This window comes from Pseudomonas sp. Eqa60, from assembly GCF_018326405.1.
Taxonomy (GTDB): Bacteria; Pseudomonadota; Gammaproteobacteria; order Pseudomonadales; family Pseudomonadaceae; genus Aquipseudomonas; species Aquipseudomonas protegens.
Window position 1 is genome coordinate 3,062,070 of record NZ_AP024342.1, and the last position, 21,497, is coordinate 3,083,566.

Consider the following 21,497-nt stretch of genomic DNA (forward strand, 5'->3'; position numbering starts at 1 on the left):
GTATCTCTATGCAGTCCCTGAGACGTATCTGGGAGCACCTGGAGGAGGGCCTGATTGCCCTGCTGCTGGCGACCATGACCCTGGTGACCTTCGTCTACGTGATGCTCAACAACATCTACACCCTGTTCTTCGCCCTGGCCGACAAATGGGCCGCCAGCAGCGCCTTCTTCAACGCTCTGGGCGACGCCACCATGGGCCTGGCCCAGGACATGACCTGGAGCGTGGCCCTGACCAAGGCGATGTTCGGCTGGCTGATCTTCTTCGGCATCTCCTATGGCGTGCGCACCGCCGGGCACCTGGGGGTGGACGCCCTGGTGCGCCTGACCCCGCGCCCGGTGCAGCGCTACCTGGCGCTGCTCGCCTGCCTGTGCTGCCTGGTGTACGCCGGGCTGTTCATGGTCGCCAGCTTCAAGTGGCTGAGCGCGATCATGGCCGCCCATATCGGTGCCGAAGACCTGGACCGCTTCGGCATCCAGGTCAGCCATATCGTGGTGATAGTGCCCATCGGCTTCGCCCTGGTGCTGATCCGCTACCTGGAAATCTTCTACCGCATCTTCACCCGACGGCAGTTCGGCCTGGGCCTGGCCGACGAGGCGGGCGAGGCCAGCAAGCTGGCGGGCAGCCATGAGGAGCGTCACTGATGGCCGTGCTCTGTCTGTTTCTGCTGCTGTTCGTGTTCATGTTCCTCGGCGTGCCCATCGCCATTGCCCTGGGCCTGTCGGGGGCGGTGTCGATCCTGATGTTCAGCCAGGACTCCCTGAGCTCCCTGGCGATCAAGCTGTTCGAGACCTCCGACGCCTACACCTTCCTGGCGATTCCGTTCTTCCTCTTGTCCGGGGCCTTCATGACCACCGGCGGCGTGGCCCAGCGCCTGATCGACTTCGCCAACGCCTGCGTCGGCCACATCCGTGGCGGCCTGGCAATTGCCGCGGTGCTGGCCTGCATGCTGTTCGCCGCGCTGTCCGGTTCCTCGCCGGCCACCGTGGCGGCGGTAGGCTCGATTGCCGTGGCGGGCATGGTGCGCTCCGGCTATCCCAAGGAGTTCGGCGCCGGGATCATCTGCAACGCCGGGACCCTGGGCATCCTGATTCCGCCGTCGATCGTCATGGTGGTGTACTCGGCGGCCACCGAGACTTCGGTGGGCAAGCTGTTCATGGCCGGCGTGGTGCCCGGCTTGCTGCTGGGCCTGCTGCTGATGGTGGCGATCTACATCGTGGCCCGGGTGAAAAAGCTGCCGGCCCAGCCACGGGCCACCTTTGGCCAGTGGCTGAGTGCTGCGCGCCGGGCGTTCTGGGGCCTGTTGTTGCTGGTGATCATTCTTGGCGGCATCTACAGCGGCATGTTCACGCCCACTGAGGCGGCGGCGGTGGCGGCGGTGTACTCGGCCTTCGTCGCCCTGTTCGTGTACCGCGACATGAAGCTGCGGGACTGCCCCAAGGTGCTGCTGGAGTCGGGCCGGCTGTCGATCATGCTGATGTTCATCATCGCCAACGCCATGCTCTTCGCCCATGTGCTGACCACCGAACAGATCCCCCAGGAAATCACCGCCTGGGTGATTTCCGAAGGCCTGACGCCGATCGGTTTCCTGCTGATGGTCAACGTGGTGCTGCTGGTGGCGGGCAGCTTCATGGAGCCCTCGGCGATCGTGCTGATCCTGGCGCCGATCTTCTTCCCGATTGCCATGAAGCTGGGGATCGACCCGATTCACCTGGGCATCGTCATGGTGGTCAACATGGAGATCGGCCTGGTGCACCCGCCGGTGGGCCTGAACCTGTTCGTGACCTCGGCGGTGACCGGCCTGACCCTGGGCCAGACCATCCGCGCGGCGATGCCGTGGCTGATGATCCTGCTGCTGTTCCTGATCCTGGTGACCTACGTGCCGCTGATCTCCCTGGCCTTGCCCAACTGGCTGGGCATGTAGCGCCCCCATCGCTGGCAAGCCAGCTCCTACAGGCGGGCATATCCCCGTAGGAGCCGGCTTGCCGGCGAACCGCGTAGCGGCCATTGGGCGCGGTTGATGGCGAGGGAATGGGGCGATCTTGCGGGCGCTTTCGCTGGCAAGCCAGCTCCTACAGGTGGGCATAACCCCGTAGGAGCCGGCTTGCCGGCGAACCGCGCAGCGGCCAGTCCGCACCGGGTCAAGTGCGCGGTGTTCAGGCCGTCGGCACGCGCCACAGGTACCAGGCAGCAGTGGTGCGCCAGGGGCTCCAGGCCTGGCCGATCTGGCGCAGCTGCCGGGGGCTGGGCTGTTTCTCCAGGTCTTTCAGGCGGCGATAACCTTCGCGTACGCCAAAGTCGTCCACGGGCAGTATGTCCTCGCGCTCAAGGCTGTAGATCAGCAGCATCTCCACGGTCCAGCGGCCAATGCCGGGCAGCTGGATCAGGCGCTCTATCAACTGTTCGTCATCCAGGCCACGGGCGCTGGCGGCATCGGGGACGCGGCCGTCCAGGGTGGCCTGGGCGATGCCCTGCAGGGTCGCTACCTTGCGTGCGGAAAAGCCGCAGCCGCGCAGGCTCTCCAGGCTGGCATCGGCCAGTTGCCCGGGCGTGGGGAAGTCCTGGCCGGGAAACAAAGCGCGCAGGCGGCCGAGTATCGCGTCGCCCGCGCGGGCATGCAGTTGCTGGTAGGCCACCGCGCGCACCAGCGCCTGGTAAGGCTCGCGCTCCGGGCGGGGCTGGTGCAGGCAGGGGCCGACGGCGGCGATCAGCGCGGCCCAGTCGGCATCCAGTGCGGCAAGAAAACGAGTGGCGGGGCAGGTGGGCATTGGCGATCCGGAACAAGTGGCGGGGCGAGCGGCAGATTAGCCCGCCGCCCCAAGGCTTGCACCCTGTCTCTTGCGCTGGAACTCGCGGCCCGGGCCTTGCACCCGGGCGCAGGGTTTTCAGTCCTTGGCCGCCGGCAAGTAGAGCCGCTCCAGCACGTAGTGCAACGAGGCCGCCAGGGTTTGGCCATGGCTGAGTGTTTCAAAACTGTGGTAGTCCAGGGCCAACCCCGGCACCTGGGCCAGTTGCGCCTGCAACTGTCGGGCGCGCTGGTCGGCCTCGGGCCCTGCTGGCTGGCGCGGGTTGCCCGGCTCGGCGCCGCCGCGCATCAGCAGCAATTGCGCATGATGGCCCTGCAGGCGCTCGGCCAGGCCCTGGGCCTGGGGCAGGATCAGGCCGTCGCCCCACCACAGCGAAGGGCTCGCGGCAGCGTAGTGGCGAAACGCCTGGGGCTGGCTGAACAGCGCCTGCAGCACCAGCAGGCCGCCATAGGAGTGGCCCCACAGGGTCTGTTGCGCGGTATCTATCGGTGCCTGGGCCGCCACGGCCGGGCGCATGCGCTCGCGCAGCAGTTGCAGGAAGGCTTGCGCGCCGCCGCTGGGTTGCCCGGTCAGCGGGTCTTGCTGCTGCGCCTGGCCCGGTTGCTGCGGGGTGTAGTCATAGGTGCGGGCGTTGCGCTCGATACGCAGCGGGGTCTGGTAACCCACTGCCACCAGCAGCGGCGCCTGGCCCTGGTCCAGGCGCTTGAGCTGCTCGGGGTCGAGGGCGCCGATGGCGGCGTTGCCATCGAGCATCCACAGCACCGGGTAGCCCTGTGGCGGCGGCGCCTGCAACGGCTTGCCGATCCACAGTTGGTAGTGCCGCTGGCCGTCGGCGGAATCCAGTTGCAGGCTAGTGAAGCGGTAGGGCAGGTCCTGGCGTTGCAGCAGGCTGCGGTCCATGGGCTGGTCCGGGGCGGGGGCGGCCAGGGCCGCTCCCGCAAGGCCCCAGGCCAGGGCCAGGGGCAGGAAAAAAGTTCTCATCAGGCGTTCTCGGCAGGCTCTTGGTGATGGCTCTTGGTAATGGCTCAGAACGAAGCGGTCAGGCTGGTGTACAGGGTGCGCCCGGGTTCGTTGTAGGTGGCGGCGCCGGCCCCGGCGATGTTGTTCACGCCCTGGGCATTGCCTTCACGGAACAGGCGTTTGTCGAACAGGTTGTCGACCCCGGCGGTCAGGCTCAGGTTGCGGGTCAGGGCGTAGGTGCCGCTGACCCCGGCAATGGCGTACGGCGCCAGTTGCTGGGTGGCGCTGCCGGTGACGCGGTCGCCGTGGTAGTCGTATTTCTTCGGCGTCTGCTGGCCGTACCAGGCCACGGTCGCCTGCAGCGACAGGTCCTGGGTGGCCTGCCAGTCGAGCATCGAGTTGAGGGTGTAGCGCGGGGTCACCGAGAGGTAGTCGCCGGTTTCCTTGTTCTTCGATTGCAGCATGTAGGTGAAGTTGTTGTTCCAGGTCAGCTGGCTGGCCAACGGAATGGTCAGGGTGCCTTCCAGGCCTTCCACCAGGGCCTTGGGCACGTTTTCCCACTGGTAGATCGCCGAGTTGCGGTAAGCGCCGCTGCCGCCGCTGGCATGGCTCACCGGGGCCAGGCCGGATTCCACCTTGTTCTTGTAGTCGTTGCGGAAGTAGGTCAGGCCGGCCACCCAGCCGTCGGCCTTGTATTCCAGGCCCAGTTCCTTGTTGACGCTGGTTTCCGCCTTGAGCTTGTCGTTGCCCTGCAGGTAGCAGCTGGTGCTCTGGCCATAGCAGCCCTGGCCGCGGCTGTAGAGCAGGTAGTCGGAGTTGAGCTGATACAGGTTCGGCGCCTTGTAGGCCCGGGCGATGCCGGCCTTGAGGGTCAGGGTGTCGCTCAGGGCGTGGGACAGATTGAGGGACGGGCTCCAGTTGTCGCCGACGATGCTGTGGTGGTCCAGGCGCAGGCCCGGGGTGAGCATGGTGCCCGGCTGCAGTTCGATGTTGTCTTCGGCGAACAGCGAGAAGATCTGCGCGCTGGACTGGGTGCTGCGGTTGCTTGAGCTCAGGCCGCCCACGGCGCCGCCTTCGCTGGTGCTCTGGGTGTTGGCGCTGGGGTCGTCGAGCTTTTGCTGGGACCATTCGCTGCCCAGGGTCAGGGTCTGCTCGAAGCCGGCGCGCAGGGGCAGGTTGACCTCGCCATGAGCGGTCAGGTCGCGGAGCACCGCGGTGTAGAACTCGCTGTTGCTGAAGATGCCTTCGGTGCCGCCGGCCAGGCCTTCGTTGATCCGCGTGTTGCGGGTCTTTTCGTATTGCAGGTAGGCCATGGAACTGCCGAAGTCCCATTCGCCACGATGGGTCACCGAATAGGTCTCGCGGTAGCTGCGGTTGGTCTCGTGGCCCAGCAGGTTTTTCACCGTGCTGTTGCTGTTGGTGTTCTGGGTATCGCCGGTGTAGATGTTGCCCTGGCGGCTGAAGCCGGCTTCGAAGTCCAGGCTCTGGTCCGGGGTCAGGTGCCAGCTCAAGAGGCCGTTGAGGTCCTTGTTGCGTACCCCTTCGCGGCCGGCGGGCAGGGTGCCGACCTGGTTGCCGGTGCGCAGGGATTCATGGCCGGCGTTGATGTCGGCGTCGTCGGAATCGGTCTTGGCCACGTTGCCGTAGACCCGGTAGCTCAAGCTGTCGGTCAGCGGGCCGTTGAGGCCGAAGCTCATGCGTTGGGTGGCCCCTTCGTCCTTGTGGGTCGGGAACGAGCTGTAGATCGTCGCATTGCCGTGGGTCTGGATGCCGGCCTGCTTGGTGATGATGTTGATCACCCCGCCAGCGGCGCCGTTGCCGTAGCGGGCCGCCGCCGGGCCGCGGATCACTTCGATGCGTTCGACCTGGTCGGCCGGTACCCAGTTGGTGTCGCCGCGGCTGTCACGCTCGCCGCGCCAGCCGTAGCGCACCGAGTTGCGGCTGCCCACCGGCTTGCCGTCCACCAGGATCAGGGTGTTTTCCGGGCCCATGCCGCGGATGTCGATCTGCCGGTTATTGCCGCGCTGGCCGCTGGTGGAGTTACCGGTGAGATTGACCCCGGGCATGGTGCGGATGATCTGCGACAGGTCGTTGGCCGGCGGGCGCTTCTGGATGTCCTCGGCGGTGATCACAGAGACCCCCGGTGCCTGCTTGGTTTCTTCCTTGGCGGTGGCGATGACGCTCTGGGGTTCCAGCTCCAGGACCGGCTGGGTCGAGCCTTCATTGGCAGCCTGCACGGCCTGGCTGAGCAGGCAGCAGGTGGACAGCAGGAAGGGGGCGAAAGGACGCATCGAGCGCATGGACATCGGTGATCTCCGGGACAGAGGCAGAAACAGAAGATCACGAATGATAATGACTGCTATTTGCGAGTAAAGCGCATTAACTTTCTAAACACTTCCAGGTCGGTACGAGGTTCTGTCAGGGAGCCGGGCGCGCTTGTGCCGGGCCTAGGCGGCGGGCAGCAGCAGGTGCATGCACAGCCCGGGGTGGCCGTTGCTGGCCCAGATCCGCCCCTGGTGCAGCTCCACGGCGCGCCGGGCGATGGCCAGGCCCAGGCCGAAGCCGTCGCCCTGGGCCGAGTCCAGGCGCTGGTAGGGCTGGAAGATGCGTTGCAGGTCCTGTTCGGCGACCCCTGGTCCCTGGTCTTCCAGGCACAGGTGCCAATAGGCGCCTTCGCGCCAGCCGCGCAGGCTCACCCGGCCGCCGGCGGGGAGTAGCGGATCGCGTTGCGCAGCAGGTTCTCCAGGGCCTGGGCGATGCTGTCCAGGTGCACCTGGACCCGGCACTCGGCGTCCAGCAGGCAGGGCAGGCGCTCGGCGTCCCAGGCGCTTTCGAAGCAGGCGTCCTGGCGCAGGGCTTCCCAGATCGACAGCACCTGCACCGCTTCGGTAGGCAGTTGCGGGCGCTCGGTGTCGAGCCAGGCCAGGTCCAGGGTGTCTTCCAGCAGGCGCTGCATGTCGGCGATTTCCCGGTCCAGGCGCTGGCGCAACTGCTCCGGCGGCAACCGGCTGTCATGGGCGATGCGCAACCGCGCCAGGGGCGTGCGCAGCTCATGGGACAGCGTGCGCAGCAACAGGCGCTGCTGGGCCAGGCTCTGGCGCAGGCGCTCGGCCATGTGCTCGAAGGCCAGGGCCAGTTCCCCCAGTTCGTCGTGGCGGTTCACCAGGGGCGTGCCCAGGCCCTGGCTTTCCAGGTCGTCGGCGCGCAAGGCATCGGCGCGGTCGCGCAGGCGGTTCAACGGCAGCACCAGGTGGCGGTAGAGCAACAGGCCGAGCAGGGCGGCCAGCAGGGTCGGCACCACGCCATGGCTGAGCAGGTGGGTCCAGGGCGTCAGGCCGCTGGGCAGCAGGCGTTCGGGCAGTTGCAGCACCAGCCGGCCTTGCTCCGGGTGCTCGGGGAATTCGATGCTGACGTAGGGCAACTCGTCCTGCAGGCGCCGGCTCATGGGCCAGTCGAGCTTGCGCATGAAGGTCAGGTGGCTGGCTTCCTCGGCGGTCAGCGGCGTGCTGCCCAGGCTCTGCAGGCGATCGCCGATCACCGCGACCCAGGTGTCTTCCCGGGTTGCCAGTTGTCGCTGGAACTCATCGACCGCAGCCACGCCGCCCTGGCGCCAGGCGTGCTCGGCCTGCTGGGCGTAGCTGGCCAGGTACTGGCGGTCGGCGGGGTCGAGAAAATAGGTGCTGCGCTCGGCCGACAGGCCCCAGGTCCAGATGATCCAGGTCAGCAGCAGGCAGAAGCCGATCTGCAACAGCGCCAGTTTCCACAGCAGGGGGTGACGGCGCATCAGTGGCGTTCCGCTTCCACCAGGATGTAGCCCGCGCCGCGCACCGCCTGGATCTGCAGGTGCTGCACCCCAAGGTCGGCGAGTTTGCGCCGCAGGTTGCATACGTGCACATCCAGGCCACGATCGAGCCTCGTGTAGATGCGGTGCAGTACGTGCTGATAGAGAAACGGCTTGCTCAGGGTTTCCCCGGGGTGCTCGCGCAGGGTCACCAGCAGCCGGTATTCCGAGCCGGTGAGGCCCGCTGCGCGGCCCTGGTGCAGTACGTCCTGGGCCTGTTCGTTGAAGCTGAGGATCGGGTCCTGGCGCGTGGCCTGCAGCTGTTGCACCCGGGCCATGCGCCGCAGCAGGGCGTCGGCGCGGGCGTCCAGTTCGGCCAGGCTGAAGGGCTTGGGCAGGTAGTCGTCGGCGCCTCGGGTAAAGCCGGTGATGCGGTCCTGCTCGGCGCCCAGGGCCGACATCAGCATCACCGGCGTGCCCTGTTCCTGGCGCAGGGTTTCCAGCAGGGCCAGGCCGTCCATGCCCGGCAGCATGATGTCCAGCAGCACCAGGTCGAAGTGGCCGGCGCGCACCGCGGCCAGCCCCTGGCGGCCGTCGGTGCAGGTGGTGACGGTAAAGCCGCGCTGGCGGAAATGCAGGTCCAGGTCGTCGCGCAGTCGGGCGTCGTCTTCCACGAGGAGCAGGTTGGGGGTCATGGGGCAGAGCACTTGAATGGAAATATTTAATGAGAACGTTTTACATTTGCGAATATTGCAGCAATGCCCTTGGCTATGCAATTGCCATGATGGGCGGGCATGACCGGGATCAACTGAACAATAAGTTGAATATTCAACAAGGTGTTGATATTTTTCCTGGCCGTTCACCTTGGTAGTCACCCATGAACCGATCTTGCGCTTCCCTGCTTGCCGAACGTCAGCTGGTGCTGCAGGTGCTGCACAGCACTTTGCAGATGCTGGGCAGCGTGGTGGGCCGGCATGTGGAGATTGTCCTGCATGACCTTGACCGTCCCGAGTGCTCGATCGTCGCCATCGCCAACGGTCATGTCACTGGACGCCGGGTAGGCGACCCGGTGCTGGTCGGGCCGCGCCAGGACCTGGGTTTTGCCGCGGTGCGACGTGCCCTGCAAGACCGCTCCGCGGCGACCCCGCTGGTGTTGGAGAACTACCCGACCCTGGCCCCCGACGGCCGCGAGCTGCGCAGTTCCACGGTGATCTTTCGCGACAGCAGCGGGCAGCCCTTCGCCAGCCTGTGCAGCAACAGCGACCTGAGTGGTATCGCCGCCGCTCATGCCTGCCTCGGGCAGTTGCTGGGCCTGGGCAGCGCGCCTGCGCCGCGCCGCGACGAAGCCCCCGACATGGAACAGTTGCTGGCCCAGATCATCCAGGGTGCCTGCCCGGGAAACGGGGCGCGCATGAGCAAGCAACACAAGCTCGACGCCGTGCGCCAGATGCAGGAGCGCGGGGTGTTCATCGTCAAGGGCGGGATCGAAAAGGCCGCCGCGGCCCTGGGGGTGACCCGCTACACCATCTACAACTACCTGGAACAGATCCGCGCCCAAGGCGCCGAGGAATGACCGCGATGCAGCTCGATATCTTTCAAGTGGATGCCTTTACCTCCCACGTCTTCGGTGGCAACCCGGCGGCGGTGTGCCCCCTGGATGCCTGGTTGCCGGACGAGGTCCTGCAGCGCATCGCCCTGGAGAACAACCTGTCGGAAACCGCCTATTTCGTGCCCCGGGGCGAAGTCTTCGAACTGCGCTGGTTCACCCCCACGGTGGAGGTCGACCTGTGCGGGCACGCCACCCTGGCGGCGGCCTGGGTGCTGTTCGAGCAGTTGGGCGAGCGCCTCGACGTGCTGCGCTTTGCCACCCGCAGCGGCGAGTTGCGGGTGAGCCGCGAGGGCGGCCTGCTGTCCATGGACTTTCCCGCCAAGCAGCCCGAAGCCGTGGCGATTCCTCCGGCCCTGCTGCAAGCCCTGGGGTTGCCGGCGGCCGAGGCCCTGTATCGCACCGACGATTACCTGCTGGTGGTGGACGACGAATCTCTGGTGGAGGCGCTCAAGCCCGATTTCGCCGCACTGGCCGCCTTCGATGTGCGCGGCATCGCCGTGACGGCGCCGTCCCGGGCATTCGATTTCGTCTCGCGCTGGTTCGGCCCGCGGGTCGGGGTCAATGAAGACCCGGTCACCGGTTCCGCCCATACCTCCCTGGCGCCTTACTGGGCCGCGCGCCTGGGCAAGCGTCAGCTGCGGGCGCAGCAGGGCGGGGCGCGCAAGGGCCAGCTGGAGTGTCAGGTGCTGGACAACGGGCGGGTGATCATCAGCGGCTACGGCGCCTTGTACCTCAAGGGCCGTATTTTCCTCTGAACCGGCTGCGGCGCCGCTCTGCCATGCAGGCCTGGTGCCTGCAGGCGGATTTGTCTCGGCGGTGCCGGCGGGAGTAGAGTCGCGTTTTTTTCGCCTGCTCAGGATGCTCCAGACCATGCAACGGACGCGCACCTTGCCCCGCCTTTCCACCTCACCGCTGTTGGCCTTGCTCCTGGGCTTGAGCGCCGGCGCTGCCCAGGCAGCGAGCCTCAGCCAGAGCCTGCTGGAGTGCCAGCCGAGCTTTTTCAAGGCCCTGTATCAGCAGCGCGCCGAGCTCGGGCAGGTGGTGAAACTGGCGGAGAATCAGCGCCAGGGCATCGCCTGGATTCCGGTGGCGGAGCGCCGCGACAGCGCCACCGCGCTGATGGCGTTTTCCCGGCCGCTGCTGGATCAGGGCCTGCCCCTGACCGCCTACTACGACCGCCAGTTCGACCTGGGCGAGCAGGGCACCTTTCACTTCTGGGGCTTTGAAATCGATGCCAGCCGCGAGGCCGTCATGGCCGCGCTGCCCCAGGCCAGTTGGCAGGAGACTGGCGAATACTTCGTCTCCCGGCCGCAGATCAAACTCAACGCCGCGGCCCCCTGGCAGGACAACCCGGCCGCCGCTTCGGGCATCGCCCCGGCGCCGGGCTCCGCGGAAAAGATCCTCATGCTCAGCCAGGAAGACGGCAAGACCCGTTTGCTCTGCTCGCTGCAGGGCACTGTCGATCAGCCATTGCTGGAGCAGGAGCGGCCGGACCTGGCCCAGGGAGCGGGCCGATGAACAAGCTGTCGAGCTTGAGCGCGGCGCTTTTGCTCGCCGGTTGCGCGCATTCGGGTACCCCCGGGGAGGCCCCGGCGCCGCAGCGTCCGGACGGCATGTTCAAGGTGCTGGAAAGCCCGGAACTGGCCACCTACTTTGCCGCCAACTCGCTGGCCCTCTACCAGAACAACCCGAACCTGCGGCAGTTCTATCTGGTCAACAACTACGCCAAGCCTGCTGCGCTGGGCGGTGGCAAGCCACCGATCTACAGCTCCCGCGCGACCCGGGTGATCAACTGCGAGAAGGATGAGTCGGCGCAGTTCGGCCGGGTGTACTTCTCCGAGCCCTTCGCCCAGGGCGTGGAGGTCATGCGCAAGGAAGATCTTGCGCAATGGGCCGCCTTTCCCCGTCAATCGTTGATCGGGGAGCTGCGCAACATGGCCTGCGCGGTCGATCCGACCCGGCTCAAGCTGGCTCCGGCACCGAGTCGGTGAGCGGTGTCAGCCGGGCCTGTTGTTCAGCCCGGCCAGGCCATGATCAGCATGGGCGGTGGCCTGCCTGATTGAAGCGCGCGCCGCACGCCGCCCAGGCGGCGTTCTGTCCAACTGTTGAGTACCAAGGAAGTTTCGATGCTGGAAAGCAACCGCACCATCACCCTCTCTGGCGAGCAGGCGCTGCAGGCCCTGGCGGAGCTGGAGTTCGTCTTGATCTCGTTGCACAAGATGGGCGCCTACTACATGGATAAACCCGTGGCCGACTACCAGCGCGCCACCACCGATTTCATCGATAACCAGCAGGTCACCCAGCGCCTGGCCCAGGTGCGCAGGATTCTCAGCGAACCCTTCGACCGTACCCTGGGGGAGGACGACATGGACGACATCGAGCGCCATGTGGAGGGGCTCGAACTGTGGCGGCCCGAGTAGCAGGGCGAGGGCTGCCCGCCGATTTATCAAGGAACCTGCCATGTCCAGAATAAGCATCGCCGCCGCGACTCCCAGCACTGACCTGGCGCTGGTCAAGTTTCTCCATCAGCGCCTGGGCCTGTCCCTGAGCGTTGCCCAGGGCTATCTGCGCCGTGGCGCCGAGGGTTTCTTCTACAGCGCCAAGCTGTTTCACAACGACCATGTGGAACGTGAGCAGGAACTGCGCGACATCCTCGCCTTCTGCAACAACGCCCAGGTGCCGCTACTGATTGTCGAAAGCGACCCCGATGAGCAATGGAACGGTGTTGCGCCCGAAGCGTTGGAGGACTGCGCGATGCCCCAGGAGCACTTGTTCAATCTGCTCCAGGCCTATGAAGAGGACTATCAATAAGGCCCGGGAGCGGGCCTGTAGCGCCCAACCGAATGCGAGGTTTTCCTAAAGTTCTGGGCGCCGGGGTCGAGACGTTGGTGCTGTCCGTCCCTCAATAAGGATATTTCGTGTTCAGAACCCTCCTCAGGGCCACCGCCCTTGTCGCCACCCTGGCGCTGACCGGCTGTGTGTCCTACAACGTCACCGGCCCCCTGGGCGCACCGCTGCATCCCGCGCCTGCCAGCAGCCCGCGCACCGCGCAAATCGCCGATGTGCAGGTTTCCGCCGCCGGTATCGACGAAGCCACCCGTACCGCCATCAGCCGCTCCCTGACCGCCCAGCTGACGCCCTACGTCAAGAGCGCCGGCTACTTCCAGCAACTCAGCGAATTTCCTACCCGCCTGGGGGAAAACGACGTGGTGCTGAAGTTCAACATGACCTCCCTCAAGGGCCATCGCGGGCCGCACCCGGGCTATGTACCGGGGGCTCTGCTGACCCTGACGCTGTGGATCTGGGTCAATGGCCCGATCTACGTCGACAGCTTCGACCTGGCCGGTGATCTGTCGATCGTCGATCGCGACGGCAAGGAACTGGCCAGCGCCAGGGAGCAGCTCAAGTTCGAGCGCAATGTCGGTCTCTATGGGCGCGAATACTGGGCCCCGACCCAGGGCGCCAAGCAGCTCAACGAGCTGGTTGCCAAATTGCTCGACAACGCCACCGCCCGGTTGGCGCACTAGGATCAAGGAGCGTCACATGTTCGGTTCCATCAAGCACGTACTGGTGCTGGCCGCGGTACTGCTGAGCGGCTGCGTGTCCTATTCGCAACACGAACTGGCACCGGTCACGGCCTGGCCACCCACCGCCCAGGCGGAGCAACACAAACCCACGGCCTTCGTGCGCACCACCGCGATGAACCAGGTCAATGGCGGCCCGGCCAATGCTGCCGCCGGCGCCCCGGCCGCCGCCTGGGAAGCGGCGGTGGCCGATACCTACCGCCAGTCCGGGCGCTTTGCCCGGGTCAGCACCGACAAGGTCGAGTCGGACCTGTACGCCGAAGCCACCCTGTACAACAACGAGCAGTTCAGCATGGCCTCGGCCATCATCACCGGCGCCACCTTCTTCATCATCCCGTCCACGGCGAAGAACACCTTCACCCTGGAGACGGTGTTCAAGGACAAGGACGGCAAGGAACTGGGGCGGATTCGCAAGAGCGAGTCGGTGCGCACCTGGATGCAACTGCTGCTGATCGTGGCGATTCCTTTCCAGGCGGATACCCGCGACGTGGTCCAGCAACTGGCCCGCAGCACCCTGGATGAAGCGGTGCAACGCCAGTTGCTGTAACCCCCGCGCAGCACCTGATGGCAGGCATGAAAACGCCGCTGGCCCGGGTAGGGCCAGCGGCGGAACCAATATTCTCATGCCACTGCACTGGCCAGAGCCCGGCGTAGTTGATCTTGTAGTAATTGATTATTTTTGTGTTTATTAAGTAAAAGTTGATTGTCGCCTAACTATAAGTTCGCTATCGAATAGGTTTTTTCAAGTAGTGGCTGGATTTAAATTTGATTTGTGCTAGCGAGTGAGGGCAGGTCGGAGTGTTGAAGTAAAGTTGATCTCATGTGGAAAAGGCTTTAGAGGTAAGTCTTAATATTTATATATCGAGATGCTGGCTGAATGCCGCTTGCTGACTATAGTGGTGTTGTGACTAGGCAAGATGTCCACGTTGCCTCTAACTAATGTGTCTACGGCGCGAAGGTCAGTATAAGGGTCAGGAGTGATCCAGGGAGTTAGTTATGATGCGTCTCAAATGGTTAAGCCTGATTGCCTTGGGAGTAGGAGTTGCTGGTTGTTCCGGACCCGGGTCGGTCATGGAGCCTTATGAGTCGGCATTGCAACTGGATAGCACCAATGCAAAAAACTTCCATTCCAGCCTGTATTTTCCATCCGGAACCGCCTTGCATTACCCAGGGTATGTCGTGGCCATTGAAAAAAGCCCACAGGCCATCGTCGGCGGCCCCAAGGCTAATCCCCAGGTCAGCTTCGTACGGAGCGGCCAATACATCAGCGCGGAAGAACCAAGCCGCTGGGGAACACCAAGTCAGATCAGGAGATTTCAGGAAAGTGACTCTAAGGCGATGTTCATTTCGCACATCATAAAAAACTCGATAGCCAAGGACACCGCCGGGGCAAGTGATCCTTATCTTTCAAAGAATCATTGCTTTGTATATAACGCTTACGCGGCAAAGCAATTATCACTCGTCAAAAAGAACTATGATCTGGCGAAAATAAGTGACTGGCATGCCTGCTCAATATCCACCAACCTGGACAAGGTGGATGCCCATGCCTATCAGTTTTACGATTATGGAAAGTATGCGCTGTTATCGCTGGAAAATAATTTGACCCAGGACCTTCGGCAAGGTAGTTACACCCATGTTCTGGTGATTGTCATGGGCTGGAACACTGCCCAACAAGAAGCAATACGAAATTTCAATGACTTGGCTGGTAACTTGATGGCCGCTTCTTTGGAAGCGGCCAAGGGACAGCAAGAAAGTCCGATCGACAGGACGCTGGCAATCAAACCGCTGGTCGATGATCAGGTGACTGGTCACTTCCGCCCCTTGGTCATTGGCGTGACCTGGCCGTCTTATTGGTCCAACTCCTTCGGCAACGTATTCAGCTATTCAAATAAGGCCAATGATGCGGACGAAGTAGGCTTGTCCTGGCTGAACAAGATGCTCAACGAAACCATTCCGCGCAGCCTGGCGGCCTCTGGCAGCAAGGCCAGGGTTGTTGCGCTAGGCCACAGTTTCGGGGCGCGCGCCATGACTCGCGCGGTGTTCAGTTCACCGGCCCTGGTGCCTCTTGGCAGTCAGTTCCCCGATCAGCCGATGGTCACCAGCCCGGTTGATCTGGCCGTTGGCTTGCAAGGGGCGATGAGCATCAACCGTTTTGCCCCGGACCTCGGACGTGAAGGCGCTCCCTATCGGGACTACGGGCATCTTCAAAAGACCAAGGTGGTGCTGACTGCAGCCACCAACGATTCGGCGACCGGCGCCCCCTTTATCGTCTGGACCGATCCTGCCGGATCGATCGGCTCATACCACAAGGCCTGCGATACGACCGACCCCCAGTACCAGCGCATATTCGAGTGCATGACGGCTTCTGACACATCCGCAGTTCCAGGAGGTCGGTTCGAAGTCTGCAAGCACGGTCAGCAAGGCTGCGCCGAGCCGTTCAAGAGCACCGGCCCGGACAGAAAAGTGGCCTATATCGACGCTTCTAACGGTATTACCGAATTCAACTCGCCGGGATCCGGAGGAGGGGCCCACAGCGATATCTACCGCCTACCGATGGGCCGTTTGCTGTGGAAACTGATTGAGGAATATGCGCCTACCCAATGATCTGAGGGCCTTACTACTACCCTGTTGAAGCGCACCCAGCTTTGCAGGTATGGCGCACACCATGCCTGCTTAAAACGGGAATGGACCTTTGATCAGACTTTCACGGCCTGGAGTAGTGAAGCGGCTCGTGAAGCGCAGAAGGTTGCATCATCGCGCCAAGTCACCATGAGCTGGCCTAGAGTTAAATCGGTGATGGCCGGCAATGAGTACCAATGACCATTCAAGTGAAGTTGGATGTCCTGTCGTGGAATGGTCAGGCAGGGGGGATCGCAAATGATGTATCGACACTCTTGATCGTTTTGGGTCCCATCGGCAAAGCTTGTTCGCCCTGTCAACGCCGCGGTGTCTTTTTTATAGCGAGCCAGAAAGCACAGGAGCATCCAATGTTTGTAAGGCGAGATCAGCCCTGAGGCAGCCTCAATGCACTCCTTATGGTGCGAGGCAATCTTCGTTTGTGCATAGGGGAATGGGCTGTAGTAGTAGAACACGTACACCAGACCATGGACGGCTGCGTAATTTTTCAGCGCTTCGTTCATCGTCAGGTCTTGGGAATGACCTCCTCCCTGGTTGCGGCAGGGTATGGTGAATTCGCTTGAGAAGTATCGCGTCCATTGGTCAGCCGCTTCTGTTCGGTAATAGAAGTCCTCGTCGGGCTCATGATCGCAAGTTGGCAAGCCGGACAGATATTCCTCCAATGTCGGTGGGGCGGCGGGTGCGGGAATGTCCTGCGGCTGCGGCTGCGCTGGCGCATTCCGGCTGAAAAGTCTCTTGATGCATTTGAACATGAGCATTATCCGTCCTTGGCTGGCAGACTTCCCCGAGCGTGAAGTCTGCCTTTTTTTGCCCCTTAGGGCCCCCGTGGTGCTTCTGCTGGCGTCAGCCTCAGCGCTGCGCCGTCCAATAGGCATGCAGCGCCCGAGCGGCCGGTTCGATGGCCGCTACCTGCTGGCGATGCTGGTCCAGGTCGAGGTCGGCCGGCAGTTCGAAGTTGTCCTGTTCGGCACAGTCGATGATCGTCTGCAACAGGCCGGTCTGTGGTGCCGGCATCTGCGGCCAGTTGCCCACGGCCACGCCACGCAGGTAGCCAAAGCACCATTCTTCGGCCAGCAACAGGTCCTGGCCCTGGTGTTCGGTGGTTTCGAAACGTGCATGGAAACCCTGGGCATCACTGGCCAGTTGTTCGGCCAGGGTGTTGATGTGGCGCACGCACAGGTCGATGAACTGCCGGCACTCTTGCGGGGTTTCCCAATTGGGGTTCTCGCCGCCCCAGATCGCCGGGAACCATTCGGCGATATCCACCTGGGTCGGGCACGACACCAGCGCGGTGAAATAGCCGTCCAGCTCGCAGGGGTTGAGTACCGAGTGGTCGTCGCCGTACTTGAGCAGGGTGTCTTCGAGGGTTTCGAAGTCGGCGGCGTTCAATGGGGTGTTTTGCATGAGAGAAGTCCTGGAAAAAGCAGCGGCAAGTTTCCGGGTTCAGGCCCCGGGCTGCAAGCCTTGAACGGTATGGGCGGCGCTTGAGTGCGCGGCCCTCAGGTGCCGCGCAACAGGTCCTGGGAGTCCAGCAGGCGGTAGGCGATTTCCGGGCGCTGCTCCATGGCCCGGCGGATGGCGGCCGGGATCGATTGCCGGGTCTTGCGGCACAGGCCGGGCAACTCGCCCAGGGAAATGGTGATGCCGCGCATGCTGCGGACCACGTTGTCACTGGGGCTGATCTGGACGCGGATGCCCAGTTGTTCGTACATCCGCCGCTGCATGTGTTCCAGGTCCGCCAGGTCCTTGAGGTTTTCCAGGCGTTCGAGCAGGCGCTTTTCCTCCTGGCGCGTCAGATTGAGGATGCGCAGGTCGGCTCCGGGGGTGTCCAGCAACTGCTCGCGCTCGCAAATGCAGGCGCCGGGCGGACAGGGTTGGCGGATCGCGGGGCTGGGGTTCATGGTGATCCATCATAGCGATCCCGTAGCCGCTGTCAGAGAAAATTCTGTGCCCGGTGGCATCTGCCTCTAGGGCCCCTTGGATCAGGCGATGCGAACGGTGCAAGGCTGCGGTTGCCGTCCGTTCCCGCTTCACCGCCAGCACTGGCACCGGTAGGGCCAGGCTGGCCAACGAAGGCCCCTTGAAGAACGCAGCAGGTCATCCCGGAGCGCACCCCGGCGCTGTGATCGAGATCAACCTCCTCCAGCCCCAGGGGGCTTAACCTGCAGGCTCCTTCATCCAGGTTCCGGGAGCCGCCATGGCCAAGCCCTTTCCCCTGCGCCCCAAACACCCCGAGCGGATCTGCTGGGGCTGCGACCGCTACTGCGCGGCCAATGCCCTGGCTTGCGGCAATGGTTCCGATCGCACCATGCACCCGGCGGAAATGCTCGGGGAGGACTGGTACCTGGACGGCGACTGGGGCATCGAGATGCCCGCCGACAGCGAGCCGGCCCCACAGCGGCAGTCACGAGGGCCGACCGCCGTTTAAATATTACCCGGGTATTATTGCTTGTCTTATTAATACCCGGGTAATATGCAGCCTCGTTTCCTTGAGGCCATAACCATGTCCGACTCACTTGCCCAACCCGTCACTGCGTTTCAGGCCCAGCAGGTGCTGGCGGCCGGCCCGTTGCTGGAGGTCGCGCTGGCGGTCAAGCGTGCCAGCGAAGAGGCGGCGCCGCAGCCGTTGCTGGTGTTCGACGATGCCAGCGGCCGGGTCATCGACCTCGACCTGCGGGGCACCCCGGACGAAGTGCGCCAGCGCCTGGCCGCCACGCCGGCGCCGGGCAACGGGCGCTATCGCCCGCGCCAGCCTGCTGCTGCGCCGGTCGAGGGCGAAGAGGCTGCGCCCCGGGGGCGGGGGCGACCCAAGCTGGGGGTCATCGCCCGGGAAGTGACCCTGTTGCCGCGCCAGTGGGACTGGCTGGCCGAGCAGCCCGGTGGCGCCTCGGCGGTGCTGCGCCGGCTGGTGGACGAAGCCCGGCGACATGGCGCCGAACCGCAGCGCCAGCGGGCCGCGCAAGAGGCGGCCTACCAGTTCATGCTGGCCATGGGCGGCGATCTTCCCGGTTATGAAGAAGCCACCCGGGCGCTGTTCGCCGCGGACCTGGCGCGCCTGCAGCAGTGCATCGAGGACTGGCCGCAGGACATCCGTGCCTATGCCTTGCGCCTGGCCGGGGCTTAATCGCCGGGGCTGGCTTGTGTCCCGGGGCCCAGGCGTTTTATGTTCCCTGCCGGTCAACAACGACGCCTTGCCGATTCTGGAGTGCCTATGAACCTCGCCACCCTGGCGCTATTTCTCCCGGCCTGTTTCGCCCTGAACATGGCCCCCGGGCCGAACAACCTGCTGTCGGTGCGCAATGCCAGCACCTACGGTTTTCGCACCTCGTGCCTGGCGGGCATCGGCCGCCTGGCAGCGTTCGCCCTGATGATCGCCCTGGCCGCCGCCGGCTTGGCGGTGGTGCTGCAAGCCTCGGAGCTGTTGTTCTACGGGATCAAGATTCTCGGCGCGGGCTACCTGCTGTACCTGGCCTATCAGCTGTGGACCGCGGACCCCCAGGTGCAGAGTGCGGAGCGCAGCCGGGTGTCCGGGCTGCTGGCCCTCAGCCGGCAGGAATTTCTGGTGGCCATCGGCAATCCCAAGGCGATCCTGATCTTCACCGCGTTTCTGCCGCAGTTCGTCGAGCCCGGGGCGCCAGTGGGTTCGCAGTTCCTGGTGCTGGGGCTGTTGTTCCTGCTGCTGGAGTGGATCGCCATCAGCGCTTATGCGCTGATGGGCCTGCACATGCGCCGCTGGTTCAGCGAGCCTGCGGGCAAGCGCCTGTTCAATCGCTGCTGCGCGGCGTTGCTGTCGGCGGCGGCCTCGGTGCTGTTGCTGGCCCGGCGCGCCTGAAGCCTGGAGCAAGCCTCTCCCCGCAACGGGGAGAGGCCATGGCCATCAGTGGATGGAGAAGTACGGGTCCCAGGAGCAGTAGGCGATCACCTTGTTGTTGCTGTCCAGGATCATGAAGGCCCAGGTGTAGGTAATGCGCGAGCCGACCCGGGTGGCGTTGGCCTGCCAGTAGTAGTTCTGCACGCTTTGCGCGATGGGCTGCCCGGCCGGGTTGTCCTTGTCGATGATGGGCAGCGGCGTGCTGTCCAGGACGATTGGTGTGACGTCGGTCAGATAGGGCGGATTGCCGGCACTCGGTACCGGGTTGGTCTGGGTGTACTGGTACAGCAGCACCGCGTTGTACATGCCCTTGGACAGGCTGGTGGCGCGCCAGCGGACAATGTCCCCCTGACGCAGGTTGACCGCCAGTTCGGAGCCGCCGTCCGGCCCGTCGGTGTTGTCGCGGCGGGCCACCATGTAGACCACCTGGTCGGACAGGCGCTGGCCGTTGCTGTAGTAGTTGTAGAGCTGGGTGGGGGTGGCGCTGTGCTGGCTCAAGGTCAGCGTGTTGCCGCCGTCGAAGGTCTTGCCGTTGCTTTCCAGAATGGTGTCCACGTCAATGGTGACAAGGATATCCACGATGTTTTCGTTCATGTCCGGCTCCCTGTTGTCGCGCTATGGGCCTGGCGATCCAGGCCCGGGTGTCATCGGCTGTGCAGCGTGCGGCCACCGAGCATCCGGGCGCGGCGCAACAGCTGTCGGGCACCGGGCGAAATGCACTTCCATGAGGTCGCCAGTGGAATCTAGAAGCTCAAGACTGTTAGTCAAATGGGCCGGTCAAAAAAGCGCCGTGAGGGCGTCCTGGCCGCTTCGGGCTACAAGCCTGTAGCACCCGTGCCAAGACCCAGGTGCTGATCGGCCCCGGGCACGATGCGCAATCGGGCGACCCCGGATCGCCAAGCGACAGGCCCCGGGATCGGCCGCGACGGTTTATCATGCTGCGCTGCCGCCCGTTGCCCGTGCGACAAGGGGCTGTTCCATTCGCCCACCCTGGAGGCGCCCGCCATGCCTGATCTGCCCAAGCCTGCTGCCATCCCTGAATTCCCCGTGTGCCACGCCCGTGGCGGCACCTCCACCGGGCTGATCCTGGCCCGCGAAGCGCTGCCCCGGGACGAAGCGCTGGTGGAAGAGTTGCTGCGCCACCTGATGGGCGTGCCGCTGCAGGGCGAGTGGCCGGGCAATACCCAGATCACCGGCCTGGGGCGCGGCGGGCCCACCAGCAACAAGGTGTTCATCGTCGAGCGCCGCCCCGGCGAGACGCGGATGATCAGCACCCTGGCGCAACTGGCGGCGGGCAAGAGCGCCATCGACTGGAGCGTCAACTGCGGCAACATGTCCGCGGCGTTGCCGCTGTATGCCCTGCAGCGCGGCTGGCTGGAGCCCGGGGAGGGCGGTGGGCAGATCGAGATCTACAACAGCAACACCCAGACCACGATGTATGCGCGCTTAGGCTTCGCCAATGGCCGGCTGCTGAGCGACACGCGGATTCCCGGGGTCAACGGGGTGTTTCCCGGGGTCGACCTGTTTCTCGACAAGCCGGTGGGGGCCAAGACCGGCGCGCTGTTCCCCACCGGCAAACGGGTGGACCTGCTGGACGGCATTGCCGCCACCTGCATCGATGTGGCGGTGCCCATGGTCATCCTGCGTGCGGCGGACCTGGGCAAGAACGGCGAGGAAACCCCGGCCCAGCTGGACGCCGACCCGCAATTCAAGGCGCGCCTGCTGGAACTGATGGTGCTGGGCGGGTTGCGCATGGGCCTGCGCAAGCGCGATGGCAGCCTGATGAGCGCCGACGACCTGCGGCGCAGCGAAACCATCCCGAAGATCTGCATCGTCAGCCCAGCGCGAGAGGGTGGGGATATTGCCACCCGCTACTTCACCCCGCAGAACGCCCACCCGTCCCTGGCGGTGTCCGGCGGTTGCTGCCTGGCGGCGGCCTGCCTGGCCGAAGGCACCGTGGCCCACGCCCTGCTGGCGCGGGCGCCGGTGATAGGCGAGGAGCCGGGCGAGTACCCGCTGGCAATTGAAAACCCCGCCGGGGTGCTGGAGACCCTGATCAATGCCCGGCTGGCCGGCGGGGAGCTGCTGATCGATGGCGCTGCCTACCGGCGCAGCGCGCAGATCCTGCTGCAGGGCAGTACACCGCTGTACAACGCCTCCCCAGCGTTGATCGCCGCCCTCGGCTCCGTCTAACCACCACCGAGGCTCCTTCGCGGCCACACAGAGTCCAACCCTGCGCGTGCCCCGCTTC

The 21,497-nt window shown here is 64.6% G+C and carries 23 protein-coding genes and 1 pseudogene; 15 read left to right on the forward strand and 9 right to left on the reverse strand.

The genetic code is table 11. From position 1 onward, the window contains the following. Nucleotides 1–8: 8 nt before the first annotated feature. Nucleotides 9–641, forward strand: a complete 633-nt coding sequence (locus KI242_RS14175) for a TRAP transporter small permease (protein ID WP_011060955.1) — start codon at nucleotides 9–11, stop codon at nucleotides 639–641. Beyond that, entirely contained in the window at nucleotides 641–1,921 is a 1,281-nt protein-coding gene (gene dctM, locus KI242_RS14180; protein WP_011060956.1) for a C4-dicarboxylate TRAP transporter large permease protein DctM, read from the forward strand. Before KI242_RS14175 ends, dctM begins: the two co-directional genes overlap by 1 nt. Nucleotides 1,922–2,153: 232 nt before the next feature. Here dctM and KI242_RS14185 read toward each other — a convergent pair whose 3' ends face one another. The 5 genes and pseudogenes from KI242_RS14185 to KI242_RS14205 all read right to left on the reverse strand — a co-directional run bounded on the left by KI242_RS14185 (nucleotide 2,154) and on the right by KI242_RS14205 (nucleotide 8,240). Further along, entirely contained in the window at nucleotides 2,154–2,765 is a 612-nt protein-coding gene (locus KI242_RS14185; protein WP_015635362.1) for a DNA-3-methyladenine glycosylase, read from the reverse strand. A gap of 117 nt (nucleotides 2,766–2,882) precedes the next feature. Beyond that, nucleotides 2,883–3,785, reverse strand: a complete 903-nt coding sequence (locus KI242_RS14190) for an alpha/beta hydrolase (RefSeq protein WP_047286221.1) — start codon at nucleotides 3,783–3,785, stop codon at nucleotides 2,883–2,885. 44 nt (nucleotides 3,786–3,829) lie between these two features. Beyond that, complete coding sequence (locus tag KI242_RS14195) at nucleotides 3,830–6,070, reverse strand: TonB-dependent siderophore receptor (protein WP_053151107.1); 2,241 nt, start codon at nucleotides 6,068–6,070, stop codon at nucleotides 3,830–3,832. Between the two features lie 141 nt (nucleotides 6,071–6,211). Continuing rightward, nucleotides 6,212–7,548 (reverse strand): annotated as a pseudogene (locus KI242_RS14200) (sensor histidine kinase). After that, a complete protein-coding gene (locus KI242_RS14205; RefSeq protein ID WP_123430909.1) occupies nucleotides 7,548–8,240 on the reverse strand; it encodes a response regulator transcription factor in 693 nt (230 codons plus the stop codon). Before KI242_RS14205 ends, KI242_RS14200 begins: the two are co-directional and overlap by 1 nt. Nucleotides 8,241–8,422: 182 nt before the next feature. Here KI242_RS14205 and KI242_RS14210 point away from each other — a divergent pair, with 182 nt between their 5' ends. The 9 genes from KI242_RS14210 (at nucleotide 8,423) to KI242_RS14250 (ending at nucleotide 15,342) form a co-directional block, all read left to right on the forward strand. Next, the gene (locus tag KI242_RS14210; protein WP_011060962.1) at nucleotides 8,423–9,118 is read left to right on the forward strand and encodes a PAS domain-containing protein; all 696 of its coding nucleotides are present in this window, start codon (nucleotides 8,423–8,425) and stop codon (nucleotides 9,116–9,118) included. A 5-nt stretch (nucleotides 9,119–9,123) separates the two neighbouring features. After that, nucleotides 9,124–9,909, forward strand: coding sequence for a PhzF family phenazine biosynthesis protein (locus KI242_RS14215; RefSeq protein ID WP_212806378.1), 786 nt, complete (start codon nucleotides 9,124–9,126; stop codon nucleotides 9,907–9,909). A gap of 115 nt (nucleotides 9,910–10,024) precedes the next feature. After that, complete coding sequence (locus tag KI242_RS14220) at nucleotides 10,025–10,672, forward strand: hypothetical protein (protein ID WP_212806275.1); 648 nt, start codon at nucleotides 10,025–10,027, stop codon at nucleotides 10,670–10,672. Then, nucleotides 10,669–11,145: a surface-adhesin E family protein gene (locus KI242_RS14225; protein WP_015635370.1), complete on the forward strand. Its 477-nt coding sequence runs from the start codon at nucleotides 10,669–10,671 to the stop codon at nucleotides 11,143–11,145. The genes KI242_RS14220 and KI242_RS14225 overlap by 4 nt, the downstream gene beginning before the upstream one ends. A 135-nt stretch (nucleotides 11,146–11,280) precedes the next feature. Further along, nucleotides 11,281–11,574, forward strand: coding sequence for a hypothetical protein (locus KI242_RS14230; protein WP_011060967.1), 294 nt, complete (start codon nucleotides 11,281–11,283; stop codon nucleotides 11,572–11,574). 40 nt (nucleotides 11,575–11,614) lie between these two features. After that, nucleotides 11,615–11,965, forward strand: a complete 351-nt coding sequence (locus KI242_RS14235; RefSeq protein ID WP_053158044.1) for a hypothetical protein — start codon at nucleotides 11,615–11,617, stop codon at nucleotides 11,963–11,965. 107 nt (nucleotides 11,966–12,072) lie between these two features. Next, nucleotides 12,073–12,681, forward strand: a complete 609-nt coding sequence (locus KI242_RS14240; RefSeq protein WP_041752195.1) for a hypothetical protein — start codon at nucleotides 12,073–12,075, stop codon at nucleotides 12,679–12,681. A gap of 16 nt (nucleotides 12,682–12,697) precedes the next feature. After that, the gene (locus KI242_RS14245; protein ID WP_053158049.1) at nucleotides 12,698–13,285 is read left to right on the forward strand and encodes a hypothetical protein; all 588 of its coding nucleotides are present in this window, start codon (nucleotides 12,698–12,700) and stop codon (nucleotides 13,283–13,285) included. A gap of 449 nt (nucleotides 13,286–13,734) precedes the next feature. After that, nucleotides 13,735–15,342 carry an alpha/beta hydrolase gene (locus KI242_RS14250; RefSeq protein WP_053158051.1) on the forward strand — a complete coding sequence of 536 codons (1,608 nt, stop codon included), beginning with the start codon at nucleotides 13,735–13,737 and terminating at the stop codon, nucleotides 15,340–15,342. 92 nt (nucleotides 15,343–15,434) lie between these two features. Here the strand turns inward: KI242_RS14250 and KI242_RS14255 are convergent, their stop codons facing one another. The 3 genes from KI242_RS14255 to KI242_RS14265 form a co-directional block, all read right to left on the reverse strand. Continuing rightward, the gene (locus tag KI242_RS14255; protein ID WP_053158053.1) at nucleotides 15,435–16,133 is read right to left on the reverse strand and encodes a hypothetical protein; all 699 of its coding nucleotides are present in this window, start codon (nucleotides 16,131–16,133) and stop codon (nucleotides 15,435–15,437) included. A 91-nt stretch (nucleotides 16,134–16,224) separates the two neighbouring features. After that, complete coding sequence (locus KI242_RS14260) at nucleotides 16,225–16,779, reverse strand: UPF0149 family protein (protein WP_212806276.1); 555 nt, start codon at nucleotides 16,777–16,779, stop codon at nucleotides 16,225–16,227. Between the two features lie 95 nt (nucleotides 16,780–16,874). Beyond that, nucleotides 16,875–17,276: a hypothetical protein gene (locus tag KI242_RS14265; protein WP_212806277.1), complete on the reverse strand. Its 402-nt coding sequence runs from the start codon at nucleotides 17,274–17,276 to the stop codon at nucleotides 16,875–16,877. Nucleotides 17,277–17,572: 296 nt separating this feature from the next. Between KI242_RS14265 and KI242_RS14270 the strand changes: the two genes are divergently transcribed. The 3 genes from KI242_RS14270 to KI242_RS14280 all read left to right on the forward strand — a co-directional run bounded on the left by KI242_RS14270 (nucleotide 17,573) and on the right by KI242_RS14280 (nucleotide 19,207). Then, nucleotides 17,573–17,803, forward strand: coding sequence for a DUF3079 domain-containing protein (locus KI242_RS14270; RefSeq protein WP_072442137.1), 231 nt, complete (start codon nucleotides 17,573–17,575; stop codon nucleotides 17,801–17,803). Between the two features lie 45 nt (nucleotides 17,804–17,848). Continuing rightward, the gene (locus KI242_RS14275; protein ID WP_103291076.1) at nucleotides 17,849–18,499 is read left to right on the forward strand and encodes a DUF2239 family protein; all 651 of its coding nucleotides are present in this window, start codon (nucleotides 17,849–17,851) and stop codon (nucleotides 18,497–18,499) included. Between the two features lie 87 nt (nucleotides 18,500–18,586). Beyond that, nucleotides 18,587–19,207, forward strand: a complete 621-nt coding sequence (locus KI242_RS14280; RefSeq protein ID WP_011060979.1) for a LysE family translocator — start codon at nucleotides 18,587–18,589, stop codon at nucleotides 19,205–19,207. Nucleotides 19,208–19,252: 45 nt separating this feature from the next. Here the strand turns inward: KI242_RS14280 and KI242_RS14285 are convergent, their stop codons facing one another. Continuing rightward, complete coding sequence (locus KI242_RS14285; protein WP_011060980.1) at nucleotides 19,253–19,840, reverse strand: AidA/PixA family protein; 588 nt, start codon at nucleotides 19,838–19,840, stop codon at nucleotides 19,253–19,255. Between the two features lie 411 nt (nucleotides 19,841–20,251). On the opposite strand from KI242_RS14285, the gene KI242_RS14290 reads away from it, so the two are divergent. Next, entirely contained in the window at nucleotides 20,252–21,439 is a 1,188-nt protein-coding gene (locus KI242_RS14290; protein WP_161466914.1) for a PrpF domain-containing protein, read from the forward strand. Nucleotides 21,440–21,497: the final 58 nt, after the last annotated feature.

Bases quoted from the DNA above. Each gene is read 5' to 3' on its own strand.
- KI242_RS14175 (WP_011060955.1), top strand. From the start codon at position 9: ATGCAGTCCCTGAGACGTATCTGGGAGCACCTGGAGGAGGGCCTGATT.
- dctM (WP_011060956.1), top strand. From the start codon at position 641: ATGGCCGTGCTCTGTCTGTTTCTGCTGCTGTTCGTGTTCATGTTCCTC.
- KI242_RS14185 (WP_015635362.1), bottom strand. From the start codon at position 2,765: ATGCCCACCTGCCCCGCCACTCGTTTTCTTGCCGCACTGGATGCCGAC.
- KI242_RS14190 (WP_047286221.1), bottom strand. From the start codon at position 3,785: ATGAGAACTTTTTTCCTGCCCCTGGCCCTGGCCTGGGGCCTTGCGGGA.
- KI242_RS14195 (WP_053151107.1), bottom strand. From the start codon at position 6,070: ATGTCCATGCGCTCGATGCGTCCTTTCGCCCCCTTCCTGCTGTCCACC.
- KI242_RS14205 (WP_123430909.1), bottom strand. From the start codon at position 8,240: ATGACCCCCAACCTGCTCCTCGTGGAAGACGACGCCCGACTGCGCGAC.
- KI242_RS14210 (WP_011060962.1), top strand. From the start codon at position 8,423: ATGAACCGATCTTGCGCTTCCCTGCTTGCCGAACGTCAGCTGGTGCTG.
- KI242_RS14215 (WP_212806378.1), top strand. From the start codon at position 9,124: ATGCAGCTCGATATCTTTCAAGTGGATGCCTTTACCTCCCACGTCTTC.
- KI242_RS14220 (WP_212806275.1), top strand. From the start codon at position 10,025: ATGCAACGGACGCGCACCTTGCCCCGCCTTTCCACCTCACCGCTGTTG.
- KI242_RS14225 (WP_015635370.1), top strand. From the start codon at position 10,669: ATGAACAAGCTGTCGAGCTTGAGCGCGGCGCTTTTGCTCGCCGGTTGC.
- KI242_RS14230 (WP_011060967.1), top strand. From the start codon at position 11,281: ATGCTGGAAAGCAACCGCACCATCACCCTCTCTGGCGAGCAGGCGCTG.
- KI242_RS14235 (WP_053158044.1), top strand. From the start codon at position 11,615: ATGTCCAGAATAAGCATCGCCGCCGCGACTCCCAGCACTGACCTGGCG.
- KI242_RS14245 (WP_053158049.1), top strand. From the start codon at position 12,698: ATGTTCGGTTCCATCAAGCACGTACTGGTGCTGGCCGCGGTACTGCTG.
- KI242_RS14250 (WP_053158051.1), top strand. From the start codon at position 13,735: ATGATGCGTCTCAAATGGTTAAGCCTGATTGCCTTGGGAGTAGGAGTT.
- KI242_RS14255 (WP_053158053.1), bottom strand. From the start codon at position 16,133: ATGCTCATGTTCAAATGCATCAAGAGACTTTTCAGCCGGAATGCGCCA.
- KI242_RS14260 (WP_212806276.1), bottom strand. From the start codon at position 16,779: ATGCAAAACACCCCATTGAACGCCGCCGACTTCGAAACCCTCGAAGAC.
- KI242_RS14265 (WP_212806277.1), bottom strand. From the start codon at position 17,276: ATGAACCCCAGCCCCGCGATCCGCCAACCCTGTCCGCCCGGCGCCTGC.
- KI242_RS14270 (WP_072442137.1), top strand. From the start codon at position 17,573: ATGGCCAAGCCCTTTCCCCTGCGCCCCAAACACCCCGAGCGGATCTGC.
- KI242_RS14275 (WP_103291076.1), top strand. From the start codon at position 17,849: ATGCAGCCTCGTTTCCTTGAGGCCATAACCATGTCCGACTCACTTGCC.
- KI242_RS14280 (WP_011060979.1), top strand. From the start codon at position 18,587: ATGAACCTCGCCACCCTGGCGCTATTTCTCCCGGCCTGTTTCGCCCTG.
- KI242_RS14285 (WP_011060980.1), bottom strand. From the start codon at position 19,840: ATGAACGAAAACATCGTGGATATCCTTGTCACCATTGACGTGGACACC.
- KI242_RS14290 (WP_161466914.1), top strand. From the start codon at position 20,252: ATGCCTGATCTGCCCAAGCCTGCTGCCATCCCTGAATTCCCCGTGTGC.